Genomic DNA, 14,717 nt, shown 5'->3' on the forward strand with positions numbered 1-14,717 from the left:
GCCGCGCTCTGCCAACGGCAGGCGCGGGATTACGCCATCAACCACCACGTTCCAGCGCCTGCAACTGCGCTTGCTTTGGCGCGAAGGCCGCCTGCAACTGCTGCAGCAGTGCCTGCGCCTTGGCCGAGTTGTCGGCTCCAAAGTTGCAGACATAGACATCCAGGGTCACCGCACCTTGTTCGGGCCAGGTGTGCACGGCCAGATGGGACTCGGCCAGCAACACCACCCCGGTGATGCCCGAGCCTTGGGGCTGAAAGGCATGAAAGCACTCGGCCACCGCCTGCAGCCCGGCTTGCGCCACCGCATCCACGCACAGGTTGCGCAGCGCCGCGCAGTCGGTCATCAAGGCGGCCGCGGGGTCGCAGCCACGCAGGTCAGCGCACAGGTGCAGGCCTTGCATTAGAGGCTGCGCAGCAGTGAATTGCGCCCGCGCTGGGGCCTGGCAGGGCGCTGGCGTAGGCGCAGCTCGACGCCCGCACTCGCGTGCGGGCTAGGGCTGCAACACCCGCCAGCGCTCTGGAAGGCCCCAGCCCGGAGGGTGAGGTCCCCACACGGCCCCACTCGTTGTTGCCAGCGCTCGACTGGGGCCCACCCAGGCTTCGCGCCGGCGCCTAGATTGGGACCGTTTGGGGGGCTCACGCGGGCGCAAGTCACTGCTGCACAGCCTCTTACCCGCCCGTCACCGGCGGGAAAAAGGCGACCTCATCGCCATCGGCCAGCGGCGTGTCCTCGGCGCACATCTGCTGGTTGCGCGCGCAGCGCAGCAAGGCTTGCCGCCCCAGAACTTCGGCATGGGCGCCGCCCCGTGCAATCAGGGCATCGCGCAGGCGACCCACGGTCAGACCTTCCTCGAAGGGCCAGGACTCCTGCGGGCCCAGGGCCTCGCGCAGGCGGGCAAAAAAACGAAGAGTCAGCATGGGAGCAAGAGGGGCAAGAAGCGAACCGTCTGGCCGGGCTGCACCGTCTGGCCCGGCGCCAGCCACACCAGGCCCTGGGCCCAGGCCAGCGAAGACAGCACGCCCGAGCCCTGGTGCGAGAAGCGCTCGAGCGCCCCATCGGCATTGAGGCGCACGCGCAGAAACTCCTCGCGGCGTGGGTCGGGGCGGCTCCACTCGAAAGCGGCCGGCAGATGCAGAGTCGGCTCAGCCAACTCCACCTCACCGGCCAGGCGACGGATCAGGGGCCGCGCCAACAGCAAAAAAGTGACAAAGCTGGACACCGGATTGCCCGGCAGCCCGACGAAATGGGCGTGGCTGCCGTCTTCCCGCCTGATTTGCCCATAGGCAAAGGGCTTGCCGGGCTTGATGGCGATCTGCCAGAGGTCCAGCTGCCCCTGGGACTCCAGCGCCGGCTTCAGATGGTCTTCCTCGCCCACCGAGACGCCGCCGCTGGTCAGCACCAGATCGGCCGCGAGCGCCGCGCGGGCCAGCGCATCCTTTGTGGCCTGCAGCTGGTCAGGCACGATGCCGAAGTCCTGCACCTCGCAGCCCAGCTCTTCCAGCAAGGCACGCAGCGTGAAGCGGTTGCTGTTGTAGATGGCGCCGGGCGGCAGCGGCTCGCCGGGCATCACCAGCTCGTCGCCGGTGGAAAACAGCGCCACGCGAACGCGCGGCCGCACCGGCAGCTCGGCCAGGCCCACGGAAGCCGCCAGCCCCAGATGGGCCGGGGCCAGGCGCTGGCCGGCGGCCAGGATCTCGCTGCCGGGTCGGATGTCCTCGCCCGCGCGGCGGATGTTCTGGCCGAGGCTGAGTTCTTGCGGCAGGCGCACCCAGAGGGTGCCCGCCTCGTCAGTGCGGGTGCTGCATTGCTCCTGCATCACCACGGCCTCGGCCCCCTGCGGCAGGCTGGCGCCGGTGAAGATGCGCGCCACGCCGCCCGCAGGCAGGGCTGCAGGCCACTGCCCGGCGGGGATGCGCTGCAGCACGGGGCGTTCCAGGCCGGCATCGGCCATGCGCACGGCGTAGCCGTCCATGGCGCTGTTGTCGGCCGATGGCACGGCAATGGGGGCGGTCTGCGTGCGCGCCAGCACGCGCCCACGCGCCGCCAAGGTCGGCACCGTCTCATCGGCCGCCAGAGGTTGAACGGCAGCCAGCAGGCGCGTCAGCGCCTCACTCAAAGGAATCATCAAACACCCAACTCGCGATCGATCACGGCCCGCACCTGGGCCTCATCGGCGTCCAGCACCTGAACGCGTTGGGGGAGATTCTCGATGCCCACCAACGCCGCCGGGCGCGGCGGTGCACTGCCACTGGCCTCGATCAAAGTGGCTTCGAACTTGGCCGGCAAGGCCGTCTCCAGCACGATCATCGGCACACCGGGGCGACGCGCGGCCAGCGCCACCTTCAGACCGTCGGCGGTGTGCGGGTCGATCAGCCGACCCCATTGCTGCCAACAGGCGCGAATGGTGCTGACCCGATACGCATGGCGGCTGGCACCGGACTCAAAGCCGAACTCGGCGCGCAGCCGTTCGAACTCGGTATGCGGCAACTCGAAGGCCGGCGCGGTAAAGGCGGACATCACCCGCGCGCCTTCGCGACCGAACAGATCCGCAATGAAACGTTCGAAATTGCTGGCCTTGCTGATGTCCATCGACGGACTGCTGGTGGCGTGCGTGTGCGTGGCGCTGCGCGGGGCGTAGCGACCCGTGCGGAAGAACTCGTCCAGCACATCGTTTTCATTGGTGGCCACCACCAATTGCTCGATCGGCAGACCCATCTGCCGCGCCACATGCCCGGCGCAAACGTTGCCGAAGTTGCCGCTCGGCACCGTGAAGCTGACCTTCTCTTGGTTTGACTTGGTGGCCTGAAAGTAGCCCGCGAAGTAGTACACGACCTGGGCCAATAGCCGCGCCCAGTTGATGCTGTTGACCGTGCCGATCTTGCGGCTCTTCTTGTAGCCAAGGTCATTGGAAACCGCCTTGACGATGTCCTGGCAGTCGTCAAACACCCCGCGCACCGCCAGGTTGTGGATGTTGGCGTCTTGCAGGCTGAACATCTGCGCCTGCTGGAACGGGCTCATGCGACCGTGCGGGCTGAGCATGAAGACGCGGATGCCAGCGCGAGCGCGCATCGCGTACTCGGCCGCGCTGCCGGTATCGCCACTGGTGGCGCCCAGGATGTTGAGCGTCTCGCCGCGACGGCCCAGCTCGTACTCGAACAGGGCGCCCAGCAACTGCATGGCCATGTCCTTGAAGGCCAGGGTCGGGCCGTTGGACAGCTCCTGCAGATAAAGCCCGCTCTCCAGCTGATGCAGCGGGGTGATCTCGGACCGACCACCAAACACCTCGGCGCGGTAGGTCTGCGCGCAGATGCGCCTCAAATCCTCGGCCGGGATGTCATCGATGTAGAGCGACAGGATCTCGAAGGCCAGCTCCGCATAGGGCAGCGAGCGCCAACGCGTCAACGTGGCGGCGTCCACCTGCGGGTACTGCTCCGGGAGGTAGAGCCCCCCGTCCTCGGCCAGGCCTTCGAGCAGGATGTCGCAAAAACGCTTGGGCGCGCCGCCGCCCCGGGTCGAGAGATAGCGCATGCTCAGGCTAGTTCTTCTTTACGAATGCGCACGATGGGCGCCAGCACCGAGGGCAGGCTCTGCATGAATTCCTGCGCGCGGTCCATGCGCTCTTCCACGGTCACATGGGTCAGGATGATCAGATCGGTCTGGCGCTCGCCCTCGCGGCTTTCACGCTGCAGCACGGCGTCAATGCTGATGTCGTTCTCGGCCAGGATGGTGGTGATGCGCGACAGCACCCCGGTCTCGTCGGCCACCCGCAGACGCAGGTAGTAGGCGGTGCGCACCCCGGCCATGGGCAGGATGGGCGTGGCATCCATGCGGTCGGGCTGGAAGGCCAGATGCGGCACACGGTGGTCGGGGTCGGCGGTGGCCAGGCGGGTCACGTCGACGATGTCGGCCACCACCGACGAGGCAGTGGGCTCTGCGCCCGCGCCCTTGCCGTAATACAGCGTGGTGCCCACGGCGTCGCCCTGCACCATCACCGCGTTCATCGCGCCCTCGACATTGGCGATCAGGCGCTGGCTGGGAATCAGGGTGGGATGCACGCGCAGTTCGATGCCGCCCAGTTCGTCGCGCCGCCGGGTGATGCCCAGCAGCTTGATGCGGTAACCCAGCTGCTCGGCGTATTTGATGTCCACCGAGGACAGACCGACGATGCCCTCGACATGGGCACGCTCGAACTGCACCGGAATGCCAAAGGCGATCGCGCTCAGCAGCGTCAGCTTGTGCGCAGCGTCCACCCCACCGACGTCGAAGCTCGGATCGGCCTCGGCATAACCCAGGCGCTGCGCCTCTTTCAGCACCCCCTCGAAATCCAGGCCCTTGGCCCGCATCTCGCTCAGGATGAAGTTGGTGGTGCCATTGATGATGCCGGCCACCCACTCGATGCGGTTGCCGGCCAGGCTCTCCCGCAGGGCTTTGATGATGGGGATGCCCCCGGCCACGGCGGCCTCGAAGGCCACCATCACACCGCGCGCCTGGGCCGCGGCGAAAACCTCGTTGCCATGCACGGCCAGCAGGGCCTTGTTGGCCGTCACCACATGTTTGCCCCCGGCAATCGCCGCCATGACCACATCGCGGGCCACGCCCTCGCCGCCGATCAGTTCGACCACGATGTCGATTTCGGGGTCACGCACGATGTCCATCGGGTCGGCCACCACACGCACGCCCTCGCCCACCTGGGTGCGAGCTGCCGCCAGATCGCGCCGGCAGACCGCCGCCACTTCGATGCGGCGCCCGGCGCGGCGGCTGATCTCTTCCTGGTTGCGCGTCAGCACCTGGTAGGTGCCGCCGCCCACAGTGCCAAAGCCCAGCAGGCCCACCTTGATCGGTTTCATCGTATTCAAGCCTTTGCGTGACGTTTGCGGTAGCCGGCCAGGAAGCGGGCGATGCGGGCGATCGCCTCTTCCAGGTCATCCACATGGGGCAGGAAAACCAGCCGGAAATGTTGGGAGTCACCGTGGTTGAAGCCCGTGCCCTGCACGATCAGCACCTTTTCCTCGGCCAGGAGTTCGTAGGCGAACTGTTGGTCGTCGGCGATCGGATAGAGCTCGGGGTCCAGGCGCGGAAACATGTACAGCGCACCCATGGGCTTGACCACCGTCACGCCGGGAATCGCCGTCAGCAACTCATAAGCGCGATCACGCTGGCGCGCCAAGCGCCCGCCCGGCGCCACCAGGTCCTTGATGCTCTGGTAGCCACCCAACGCGGTCTGGATTGCCAACTGCCCGGGCGTATTGGCACACAGGCGCAGGCTGGAGAGCATGTTCAAGCCCTCGATGAAGTCGCGTGCATCCTTCTTCGCACCGCTGACGACCATCCATCCGGAACGGAAGCCACAGGAGCGGTAGTTCTTGGACAGTCCGTTGAAGGTCAGGATCAACACATCCTCGGCCAGCGAGGCCATGGGAATGTGCTGGGCAGCATCGAACAGGGTCTTGTCGTAGATCTCGTCGGCCAGCACCACCAGACCATGCTCGCGGGCGATGTCCAGGATGCCCAGCAGCGTCTCGCGCGGATAGAGCGCGCCGGTTGGGTTGTTGGGATTGATGACCGCGATGCCGCGCGTAGCGGGCGTGACCTTGGCGCGCATGTCCGCCAAGTCGGGCAGCCAACCCTGCTCTTCCACACAGCGGTAATGCACCGGCTTGCCACCAGCCAGACCGGTGACGGCGGTGTAGAGCGGGTAGTCGGGCGACGGCACGAGCAGTTCATCGCCCTCATTGAGCAGCACATTGACGGCCAGGGTGATGAGTTCGGACACACCATTGCCCAGGTAGACATCGTCCACCGTCACCCCGGCCACGCCCTGCTGCTGGGTGTAATGCACCACCGCGCGCCGGGCTGAGAACAAGCCCTTGCTATCGGTGTAGCCCGCCGCCTCGGCCGAGGGCAGGTTGCGGATCATGTCCTGCACGATCTCATCCGGCGGCAGCAAGCCGAAGGCCGCCACATTGCCGATATTGAGCTTGATGATCTTGTGGCCCTCGTCCTCCATCTGACGGGCCTTCTCCAGCACCGGGCCACGAATGTCGTAGTTGACGTTGGACAGTTTGGTGGACTTCAACAGGGGCTTCAAAACCAGATCTCCGCAAGGGTGGCGCCGATAATGTTGCAGCGCACACGTGGGCGCCGATTTCAACACAGCCACCTCGCCAGCCTTCGCGCCCGGCGCAGGCTTTCTAGACTGCAGCCTCGAATGAAATTCCAACTAGAGCAAGCCGACGGCGTCAATCACATTGCCAAGATGGAAGCGGGCCGGATCTGGGTCGGCGAGACGGTTCATCTGCAGTCGGTGTTGGTGCCCTGGTCCGGCGCTGTTCAGACCTGGACCCCGCAGCGATTCGAAGACTTGGACGCCGCGCATTTTGAGAGCCTGCTGGACTTCCGTCCCGAGCTGGTCATCTTGTCCACCGGGACCAAACACCGCTTTGTGCACCCTCGATTGCATGCGGCCCTGATGGCAGAGCGCATCGGCCTGGAAGCGATGGAGTTGCACGCCGCCTGCCGCACCTTCAATGTGCTGGCCGGCGAAGGCCGTAAGGTTTTGGCAGCCATCCTCCTCGCATGAGGGGGCCAACGGCATGGGTCTTGCCAAGACCCGTATAATCGCAGGCTGTGCCCGTTTTGTGGTGAGCCTCGGCCACCACTCCCAAACGGGGCTTACCCTGGGCACCATGGGTGAGTCCCTAGCTGCGAGACCCCGACCTCATGACGCCTGCGCTCAACAAAGCCCTTCCCGACATCGAGGCCCTAGCCACCGGCGGGCTTAAGTTCACGCAGCATAGCTACGCCGGCCGCTTCGTGGTGCTGTATTTCTACCCCAAAGACAATACCCCGGGCTGCACGACCGAGGCGATGCAATTCCGCGATCACCACAAAGAACTCACGAAATTGGGCGCGGTGGTGATCGGCGTGTCGCGCGACAACCTGCAGTCGCACGCCAAGTTCAAGGAGACCCTGGGCCTGCCTTTCGAACTGATCGCGGACACCGAAGAAAAGCTGTGCCATATGTTCGGCGTGGTCAAGAACAAGATCATGTACGGCAAGAAGGTCAAGGGCATTGAGCGCTCGACTTTCCTGATCGACCCCCAGGGCATCCTGCGCGCTGAATGGCGCGGCCTCAAGGTGGCTGGCCATGTGGAAGAAGTGCTGGAAGCCATCAAGGCCCTGCAGGGCGAGACCAAGGAAGCGGCCTAAGCCCCTCCCTAGCGCTTCAGAGCAAGCCCGGCTTCGGCCGGGCTTTGTCTTTTGCGCTGTGCATAATCAGCGCATGCCTTGCGACATGCCATGTGATTGCCCCGCATCCCTCGAAGCCGCCCCGTCTCGGGCGGCTTTTTCTTTTCTGGAGCCCTGAGAGCCCATGCCCCTGCCCAAGCCGCCCGCCAAGAAAGCCGATCGCGTGCCTGCCAGCGCTCTGGCCCAAGACCTCAAGCCCGGCACCCCCGCCAAAGCCAAACCAGGCATGAAGCGCAGCAGCCCGGCAGCGGTGGCCGCACCGCCTGCGGCAATATCGACGACCAAGCCCGCAGCGGCCCCAGCCCCCAGCCTGGCGGCCGCTACGGCCCCGGTCAGCACCGCAGCTCCCAAGCGCCGCCGCAGCACAACCGCTCCGGGCGAGCCGACCAAACTCTTTGTGCTCGACACCAACGTGCTGATGCACGACCCGATGTCGCTGTTCCGCTTCGATGAGCACGACGTCTATCTGCCCATGATGACCCTCGAGGAACTCGACGGGCACAAGAAGGGCATGAGCGAGGTGGCGCGCAATGTGCGCCAGGTCAGTCGCGAACTCGACGCGCTGGCCGCCAGCATGGAACAACACACGCTGGAGGAGATGGCCAAGGGCCTGCCGCTGAATCACAGCGGGCATAAGGAAGCCGGTGGCCGCCTGTATTTCCAGACCGAGGTGTTCACAGCCGGCCTGCCAGTAGGACTGCCACAAGGCAAGGCCGACAACCAGATCCTGGGCGTGGTGCAGGCGCTGAAGGAAAAGCACGGCAGCCGCGATGTGGTCTTGGTGTCCAAGGACATCAATATGCGCATCAAGGCCCGTGCCCTGGGCCTGGCGGCAGAGGACTACCGCAACGACAAGGCCCTGGAAGACAGCGACCTGCTCTACACCGGTGTGCAGGCCCTGCCCGCCGATTTTTGGGAGCGCCATGGCAAGACCATGGAGAGTTGGACCCAGGGCAGCCACACCTACTACCGCATCAGTGGACCTTTGGTGCCCTCACTGATGATCAATGAGATGGTCTATCTGGAGGCGCCCGGCGAGGCTCCGCTGCATGCGCGCGTCACGGAGATCACCGGCAAGAGCGCCGTGCTGCGCACACTCAAGGACTACGCCAATCCCAAACACGGCGTGTGGGGCATCACGGCGAGAAACCGCGAGCAAAATTTCGCGCTCAACCTGCTGATGGACCCCGAAGTTGATCTGGTGACCCTGACCGGCACCGCCGGCACCGGCAAAACCTTGATGACCCTGGCCGCTGGTCTGGCCCAGGTGCTGGACGAGCGCCGCTACAGCGAAATCATCGTCACCCGTGTGACCGTGCCCGTGGGCGAAGACATCGGCTTCCTGCCCGGCACCGAAGAAGAAAAGATGAATCCCTGGATGGGCGCCCTGGATGACAACCTGGAAGTCCTCACACGCGGGGACGGCGCGGGCGGCGACTGGGGCCGGGCCGCCACTCAGGATCTGATGCGCTCCAAGGTGCGCGTCAAGAGCCTGAACTTCATGCGCGGGCGCACTTTCCTCAACAAGTTCGTCATCATCGACGAGGCGCAAAACCTCACGCCCAAGCAGATGAAGACCCTGCTGACGCGGGCCGGCCCTGGCACCAAGATGGTCTGCTTAGGAAATCTGGCGCAGATCGACACGCCCTATCTGACCGAGGGCAGCTCGGGCCTGACCTTCTGCGTGGATCGCTTCAAGGGCTGGGCCCACAGCGGCCACATCACGCTGGCGCGTGGCGAGCGCTCGAGATTGGCGGACTTCGCCAGCGAGGTGCTGTAAGCAAAAAAGGGCGCCATCGGCGCCCTTTCTCATTGCCATCCCAAGTCAAGCTCGGCGGCGTCGCGTCACCCAGCCGCCAGCCACCAGGGCCGGCAGCAGCAGCGCCAGGCTGACCGGCTCCGGCACATGGTGGCTAAGGCTCACCTGATCGAGGGATCCACCCAAGCTGTCACTGCGCCCGATGGCTGCGAACTCCAAGGTGTTGCGCCCATCCTGAGCCAGCACCGAGAAGTCGTGCTCCTTCCAGTCGTGCGCCCGCAAGCCTTGGCCGCTGGCGGTGATGCCATCCAGGGTCAAAGCCTTGCCGTTCCAGTACACCTGGATGGTGTTGGAATCGGCCACCACGCCCTTGCGAGGCGAATACCAGAAACTCAGGTCCAGGCGCTGACCGGCTTTCAGCCCCAGGAAGTCCTGCGCCATGCGTGCGTTACCGTGACTGTCGAGCTCGACGTAGTTTTCGCCTTCGTGCGCGGCGCCTTCCACGCTGTCGCGCAGTTCAATACCGCGCCCCTGAACCAAGCGCCAACCCTCAACGGCCTCGCTCCGGTCGGTGCGACTGTTCTGCGCAGCAGCGAACACGGCCCACGAGCCGCGACCCAGCAAATTGCTCTCGAATCCGCCGTTAACTACCAAATTGGGGCTGGGAGCGGCTTGTGCCATCAGGGGCAGGCTCACCATCAAGGCACCGAGCAGTTTGAACATCGTGAGAAGGGGTGTCCGGGGAAAACCCTGGACTGTGCCCAGCCCCCGGCACACGCCCTAGTGCAGATGTCACAGCTTGCAGGAGCGGCCCTGGCGCAACGGCTGGGGCCGTGACTTGTTCACTGCGCGCCGGTCTGCCGCAGTCTCTCGGCCAAAGCCATCAACGCCGCAGGGTCTTCGATGGTGGAGAGATCGCCCGGCTCGCGCGACTCGCAAATCGCCTGGATGGCGCGGCGCAGCAGCTTGCCGGAGCGGGTCTTGGGCAGCGCGGCCACCGTGATCACCTGGGCCGGCCGCGCCACCGCGCCCAGTTGGCTTTGAACACAGTGCATCACACCCTGCTGCAAGACCTGTGCACCCTCACCTTCCAGAGCGGCGCTGTCCTTGGGCACCACAAAGGCCACCGCCACCTGGCCCTTGAGTTCATCGGCCCGCCCCACCACGGCCACCTCGGCCACGCCGGGATGGCTGGAAATGGACTCCTCGATCTCGCGCGTACCCAGCCGATGTCCGGCCACATTGATGACGTCGTCGCTACGCCCAAGGATGAAGGTGTAGCCATCCGCATCGCGAAGGGCCACATCGAAGGTGGAGTAGCGCTGCGGTCCCGGAATGCTGGACCAATAGGTCTTCACGAAGCGCTCGTCGTCACCCCAGACCGTTTGCAGGCAACCGGGTGGCAGCGGGTGATCAATGGCCAACACGCCCTTCTGGCCAGGCTCTTGCAGCTCAGCCCCAGTCTCTGGATCCACCAAAACACAGCGATATCCATACATCGGCACGCCGGGCGAACCCAGGCGCTCTTGCATGGGCGCGACCCCGCGTGCCAGGGTCAAGATCGGCCAACCGGTCTCGGTCTGCCAATAGTTGTCAATCACCGGCCGACCCAGTTCATCTCGGATCCAGCGCGCCGTGGGCTCATCCAGGGGTTCGCCCGCCAAGAAGAGCGCGCGCAGACTCGAAAGGTCGGCCTCGTGCAGGTATTTGGGATCCGCCTTGCGCAGCACCCGCACGGCCGTGGGGGCGCTGAACATCACCGACACCTTGTACTGTTCGACCAGCCGCCACCAGATGCCCGGATCAGGGCGCGTGGGCAGCCCTTCGACCATCAGGGTGGCCATGCCGGCAATCAAGGGGCCATAGACGATGTAGCTATGCCCCACCACCCAGCCGATGTCACTGGTCGAAAAATAGGTCTCACCCGGTCGACCGTCAAAGATGTGCTTCATGCTGGCCGCCAGGGCCACGGCATAGCCGCCGACATCGCGCTGCACGCCCTTGGGTCGACCCGTGGTGCCACTGGTATAGAGCGTGTAGCTGACCGCGTTGCTCTCCAGCCAGACACAGGGCACGCGCTCCCCCGCAACTCGCTCACGCTCCCTGGCGTAATCCAGATCCCGATCGGTACGCCACTCGATGGGCACCAATCCGCGATCGATCCAGAGCAATTTCGGCACCTGGTGGGCACACAGACGCAAGGCCTCTTCCAGCAGTGGCTGATAGGCCTGCACCTTGCCGGCACGGCTGCCGGCGTCGCAACTCAGGATCAATTTGGGCGCGCAGTCGTCGATGCGCCCCGCCAGGCTGTGGCTGGCAAAGCCCCCGAACACCACCGAATGGATGGCCCCCAGCCGCGCGCAGGCCAGCATGCCAAATACCGCCTCGGGCACCATGGGGCAGTAGATCAGCACCCGGTCACCCTGGCCAATGCCTTGCGCGCGCAGGATGGCGGCCATGGCCTCCACCTCACGCTGCAACTCGGCAAAGCTCCACTGCCGGGTCTGATCGACCTCGGTGCTGACCCAGATCAGCGCGGCTCGATCCGGATGGGCCGCGGCGTGCCGATCCACGGCGTTGTGGCAAAGGTTGGTCTGGCCGCCAACAAACCACTTCGCGAAGGGGGGCCGGCTGGTGTCGACCACCTGCGTAAAAGGTTGCTGCCAGTCGATCAGTTGCGCCTGCTCGGCCCAAAAGCCCTCGGGGTCGTCGATCGAGCGGCGGTAAAAGGCTTGGTAGGCACCGCTGGGGTCGGCGGCAAGGGACATGGCAATCCTCCTGGGGTTGCCGTCATTGTGAAAAGTCCTGCCTGACGGGGGACTGACCGCGCGGCCCCAGGTTTGCCCCATGCCGGATTACCCGCAACAAAGTGTCGAAAATATTGACACTCCCCGCCGCATGCCGGCACACTGCGCCACTTTTTTGGGTGAAGGGCTGCCTCCCGCCGCCCTGCCCCTCCCGGATTGACGGCTTGTTTGGCCGCCCGTCTGCCCCCTGAAGGATCCCCCCAACCGATGCGCCTACGCGCCGCCACCGCGACGATGACGCTCCTTTGTGCCCTCGCGGCATGGGGACCGGCCCACGGCCAGACGGCCGGGCCGCCGCATCCGGACGAGCCGGCCTCGGCCGTGCCACGTTCAGCCGCCATCGAGCGCTTCCTGACGGCCAGCGGCCTCATCGGCCCGCCCGGCGAGGGGGAGTCCGCCTGGCTGGGGCAAGTGCGCGAGGGCGCGACCGGCATGGTGCGCGCGGCCATGGGCTTCTTGGGCGTGCCCTACCGCCGCGGCGGCAACACGGCGGCCCAGGGCTTTGATTGCAGCGGTTTCACCCGCTATGTGTTCGAGCGCAGCCTGGGTCTGGTACTGCCCCGCCGCGCCGATGAGCAAGCCCGGCTGGCCAATCTGCTCAGCATCCAGCGCGAGGAATTGCGCCCCGGCGATCTGGTGTTCTTCAACACCATGCGCGCGACTTTCAGCCATGTGGGCATCTATGTAGGTGAAGGCAAATTCATCCACGCCCCACGGGCTGGTGCAGTGATCCGCGTCGAGGACATGCGCGACAGCTATTGGTCGCGCCGCTTCACCGGCGCCCGCCGCGCTCCGGCCGCGCCCAACACCAGCCTCTGACCCGCCTCAAGCTCGGCGCTTGGGTCCAGGCCCACAATGCGGCGACATGAATGAAGTTCGCGTTCCCCTGAGCGCCCTCAGAGCGGTGGGCACCCGTCGCAGCCAAGCCGCCGACACGGAGCCTCCCACCAAGGCCGGTGCCCCGCTGCAAGATCGGCTGGGCCGTCCGCTGCGCGATCTGCGCATTTCCGTCACAGACCGCTGCAACTTCCGCTGCAGCTACTGCATGCCCAAGGCCGTGTTCGGCCCCGGCTACCGCTTTCTGCCGCAGCAAGACCTGCTGAGCTTTGAGGAGATCAGCCGGCTGGCCCGGGTCTTTGTTGATCTGGGCGTCGAAAAGATTCGCCTGACCGGCGGCGAACCGCTGATGCGGCGGGAACTGCCCACTTTGGTGGAACAACTGGCCGCGCTGCGCACCCCGTCCGGACAACCCATTGATCTGACCCTGACCACCAACGGTGCCCTGCTGGCGCGGCAGGCACGGGCCCTGCGCAATGCCGGCTTGCAGCGCATCACCGTCAGCCTGGATGCGCTGGACGATGCCTTGTTCCGCCGCCTGAACGATGTGGATTTCCCCGTTGCCGATGTCCTGGACGGCATTGCCGCCGCCCAGGCCGTGGGCCTGGGGCCCATCAAGGTCAATATGGTGGTGCAACGCGGTGTCAACGACCACGAAGCCGAGCGCCTGGCCGAACACTTTCGCGGCAGCGGCATCGTGCTGCGCTTCATCGAGTTCATGGATGTGGGCAGCACCAATGGCTGGCGCATGGACCAGGTGCTGCCCAGCCATGCCTTGCTGGCCCGCCTGCAAACCCGCTGGCCGCTGCAGGCGCTGGACGCGGCACGGCCGGGCGAGACCGCCGAACGCTGGGCCTACGCCGACGGCGCCGGCGAAGTGGGCTTCATCTCCAGTGTGACCCAAGCCTTCTGCCACGACTGCAATCGCGCCCGGCTTTCCACCGATGGGCGGATCTACCACTGCCTGTTCGCCTCGCAGGGCTTGGATATCCGCAGCGCGCTGCGCGATGGACGCAGCCCCGATGCCGCGCTAGCGCAGCAAATTGCCGGCGCCTGGGCGCAGCGCGCCGACCGTTACTCGGAACTGCGCGCCGGCGGCCAGGCGCCGACCGAAACCCGTGTGGAGATGCACTTCATTGGCGGCTGAACCCCTGCAAAAGCCCCTGCGTCTGGCCGCCGTGGTGCTGGCAGGGGGCCAAGGACTGCGCATGGGGGGTGCCGACAAGGGGTTGGTCCCCTGGCAGGGCCAGGCGCTGGTGGACTGGATGCTCCAGGCCCTGCGCGCCCAAGAGGGAGTGCGCTGGCAAGCGTTGGCCATCAGCGCCAATCGCAATCTGTCTGACTACGCGCAGCGCGGTTTACCGCTGCTGCAGGACGACCTCGCGCACCGCGCACAGGGTCCGCTAGCGGGCATGCTGCAGGCCCTGCGGTTTGCCAAGCAGGCCGGCTGCGACGCGGTTTGGCTGCTGCCTTGCGACACCCCCTTGCTGCCCCCCGATCTGGCCCAACGCTTGGTGCAAGGCCTGCTGAGCCAGAACGCGCCAGCGATTGCGCCGGCCTTTGAACAGGCCGAGGGGCCGCCACGCTGGCAGGCGGCCCACGTCCTGCTGCGCACCGAGCTCGCACCGGCCTTGCAGACCCTCTTCGATCAGGGCGAGCGCCGCCTGCAGGCCGCCCTGCGGCACCTGGGCGCCCAGCCCTTGCTGCTGCCACCCGAGCAGGCCGGCGGCTTCGGCAACTTCAATGCGCTGGCCGATTTGCAGGAGTCAACCCCCGCTCGGTGAATTCCGCGCAGGCCAACGGGCAATGCCTTGCACCCTGGGCTTGCTCGCTCTACCTACGCTTGATCTCGTCAAAAGTGTGGAGCCCACCATGCAAGTTGCCGAGCATCGCGCCCCTCAGTTGGCGTGCTGGAACTCAGTGTTGTTGGAGGCACCGATGAAGGGCTAAGCCCCTGAGCACAGCACCGACAGTCCTTTCTTCCGCGCCCGGCTGCGCCGCATGGCGGCCCTGCCGCCGCTGGCTCCGCGTTTTCCCTCCTGAAGCAGGGGCGAAGACTCGCCCTA

Annotated in this window: 14 protein-coding genes; 6 read left to right on the plus strand and 8 right to left on the minus strand. The window is 65.9% G+C overall.

Going from position 1 to position 14,717, the window contains the following annotated elements; genetic code table 11:
* Positions 1-37: 37 nt before the first annotated feature.
* The 6 genes from speD to FF090_RS14420 all read right to left on the minus strand — a co-directional run bounded on the left by speD (position 38) and on the right by FF090_RS14420 (position 6,088).
* Positions 38-400 carry an adenosylmethionine decarboxylase gene (speD, locus tag FF090_RS14395; protein WP_138857378.1) on the minus strand — a complete coding sequence of 121 codons (363 nt, stop codon included), beginning with the start codon at positions 398-400 and terminating at the stop codon, positions 38-40.
* 268 nt (positions 401-668) lie between these two features.
* Entirely contained in the window at positions 669-917 is a 249-nt protein-coding gene (locus FF090_RS14400; protein ID WP_138857379.1) for a MoaD/ThiS family protein, read from the minus strand.
* Positions 911-2,125: a molybdopterin molybdotransferase MoeA gene (locus tag FF090_RS14405; protein WP_138857380.1), complete on the minus strand. Its 1,215-nt coding sequence runs from the start codon at positions 2,123-2,125 to the stop codon at positions 911-913. The genes FF090_RS14400 and FF090_RS14405 overlap by 7 nt, the downstream gene beginning before the upstream one ends.
* Positions 2,125-3,528 carry a threonine synthase gene (thrC, locus tag FF090_RS14410; RefSeq protein WP_138857381.1) on the minus strand — a complete coding sequence of 468 codons (1,404 nt, stop codon included), beginning with the start codon at positions 3,526-3,528 and terminating at the stop codon, positions 2,125-2,127. Before thrC ends, FF090_RS14405 begins: the two co-directional genes overlap by 1 nt.
* Before the next feature lie 2 nt (positions 3,529-3,530).
* Positions 3,531-4,847, minus strand: coding sequence for a homoserine dehydrogenase (locus FF090_RS14415; RefSeq protein ID WP_138857382.1), 1,317 nt, complete (start codon positions 4,845-4,847; stop codon positions 3,531-3,533).
* 5 nt (positions 4,848-4,852) lie between these two features.
* Positions 4,853-6,088 (minus strand): pyridoxal phosphate-dependent aminotransferase, encoded by a 1,236-nt coding sequence (locus tag FF090_RS14420; RefSeq protein WP_138857383.1) that lies wholly within the window; start codon positions 6,086-6,088, stop codon positions 4,853-4,855.
* A gap of 120 nt (positions 6,089-6,208) precedes the next feature.
* Here FF090_RS14420 and FF090_RS14425 point away from each other — a divergent pair, with 120 nt between their 5' ends.
* From FF090_RS14425 to FF090_RS14435, 3 genes are all read left to right on the plus strand, one after another.
* Positions 6,209-6,580 carry an Mth938-like domain-containing protein gene (locus FF090_RS14425; RefSeq protein ID WP_246071431.1) on the plus strand — a complete coding sequence of 124 codons (372 nt, stop codon included), beginning with the start codon at positions 6,209-6,211 and terminating at the stop codon, positions 6,578-6,580.
* A gap of 140 nt (positions 6,581-6,720) precedes the next feature.
* Entirely contained in the window at positions 6,721-7,209 is a 489-nt protein-coding gene (locus FF090_RS14430; protein ID WP_138857385.1) for a peroxiredoxin, read from the plus strand.
* Positions 7,210-7,372: 163 nt separating this feature from the next.
* Complete coding sequence (locus FF090_RS14435) at positions 7,373-9,028, plus strand: PhoH family protein (RefSeq protein ID WP_138857386.1); 1,656 nt, start codon at positions 7,373-7,375, stop codon at positions 9,026-9,028.
* Between the two features lie 45 nt (positions 9,029-9,073).
* Here FF090_RS14435 and FF090_RS14440 read toward each other — a convergent pair whose 3' ends face one another.
* Both FF090_RS14440 and FF090_RS14445 read right to left on the minus strand, forming a co-directional pair.
* Positions 9,074-9,730 (minus strand): PEP-CTERM sorting domain-containing protein, encoded by a 657-nt coding sequence (locus FF090_RS14440; RefSeq protein ID WP_138857387.1) that lies wholly within the window; start codon positions 9,728-9,730, stop codon positions 9,074-9,076.
* Positions 9,731-9,849: 119 nt separating this feature from the next.
* The gene (locus FF090_RS14445) at positions 9,850-11,775 is read right to left on the minus strand and encodes a propionate--CoA ligase (RefSeq protein WP_138857388.1); all 1,926 of its coding nucleotides are present in this window, start codon (positions 11,773-11,775) and stop codon (positions 9,850-9,852) included.
* 273 nt (positions 11,776-12,048) lie between these two features.
* Here FF090_RS14445 and FF090_RS14450 point away from each other — a divergent pair, with 273 nt between their 5' ends.
* The 3 genes from FF090_RS14450 to FF090_RS14460 are packed head-to-tail and all read left to right on the plus strand — an operon-like array spanning position 12,049 to position 14,435.
* A complete protein-coding gene (locus FF090_RS14450) occupies positions 12,049-12,633 on the plus strand; it encodes a C40 family peptidase (RefSeq protein ID WP_138857389.1) in 585 nt (194 codons plus the stop codon).
* A gap of 46 nt (positions 12,634-12,679) precedes the next feature.
* Positions 12,680-13,798: a GTP 3',8-cyclase MoaA gene (gene moaA, locus FF090_RS14455; protein ID WP_138857390.1), complete on the plus strand. Its 1,119-nt coding sequence runs from the start codon at positions 12,680-12,682 to the stop codon at positions 13,796-13,798.
* Positions 13,788-14,435, plus strand: coding sequence for an NTP transferase domain-containing protein (locus FF090_RS14460; protein WP_138857391.1), 648 nt, complete (start codon positions 13,788-13,790; stop codon positions 14,433-14,435). The genes moaA and FF090_RS14460 overlap by 11 nt, the downstream gene beginning before the upstream one ends.
* Positions 14,436-14,717 lie beyond the last annotated feature (282 nt).

This window comes from Inhella inkyongensis, from assembly GCF_005952805.1.
Classification (GTDB): domain Bacteria; phylum Pseudomonadota; class Gammaproteobacteria; order Burkholderiales; family Burkholderiaceae_C; genus Inhella; species Inhella inkyongensis.

Coding starts and splice junctions, on each gene's coding strand:
- FF090_RS14450 (WP_138857389.1), top strand. CDS start 12,049: ATGACGCTCCTTTGTGCCCTCGCGGCATGGGGACCGGCCCACGGCCAG.
- FF090_RS14435 (WP_138857386.1), top strand. CDS start 7,373: ATGCCCCTGCCCAAGCCGCCCGCCAAGAAAGCCGATCGCGTGCCTGCC.
- FF090_RS14430 (WP_138857385.1), top strand. CDS start 6,721: ATGACGCCTGCGCTCAACAAAGCCCTTCCCGACATCGAGGCCCTAGCC.
- FF090_RS14405 (WP_138857380.1), bottom strand. CDS start 2,125: ATGATTCCTTTGAGTGAGGCGCTGACGCGCCTGCTGGCTGCCGTTCAA.
- FF090_RS14445 (WP_138857388.1), bottom strand. CDS start 11,775: ATGTCCCTTGCCGCCGACCCCAGCGGTGCCTACCAAGCCTTTTACCGC.
- thrC (WP_138857381.1), bottom strand. CDS start 3,528: ATGCGCTATCTCTCGACCCGGGGCGGCGGCGCGCCCAAGCGTTTTTGC.
- FF090_RS14415 (WP_138857382.1), bottom strand. CDS start 4,847: ATGAAACCGATCAAGGTGGGCCTGCTGGGCTTTGGCACTGTGGGCGGC.
- FF090_RS14400 (WP_138857379.1), bottom strand. CDS start 917: ATGCTGACTCTTCGTTTTTTTGCCCGCCTGCGCGAGGCCCTGGGCCCG.
- speD (WP_138857378.1), bottom strand. CDS start 400: ATGCAAGGCCTGCACCTGTGCGCTGACCTGCGTGGCTGCGACCCCGCG.
- FF090_RS14425 (WP_246071431.1), top strand. CDS start 6,209: ATGAAATTCCAACTAGAGCAAGCCGACGGCGTCAATCACATTGCCAAG.
- FF090_RS14440 (WP_138857387.1), bottom strand. CDS start 9,730: ATGTTCAAACTGCTCGGTGCCTTGATGGTGAGCCTGCCCCTGATGGCA.
- moaA (WP_138857390.1), top strand. CDS start 12,680: ATGAATGAAGTTCGCGTTCCCCTGAGCGCCCTCAGAGCGGTGGGCACC.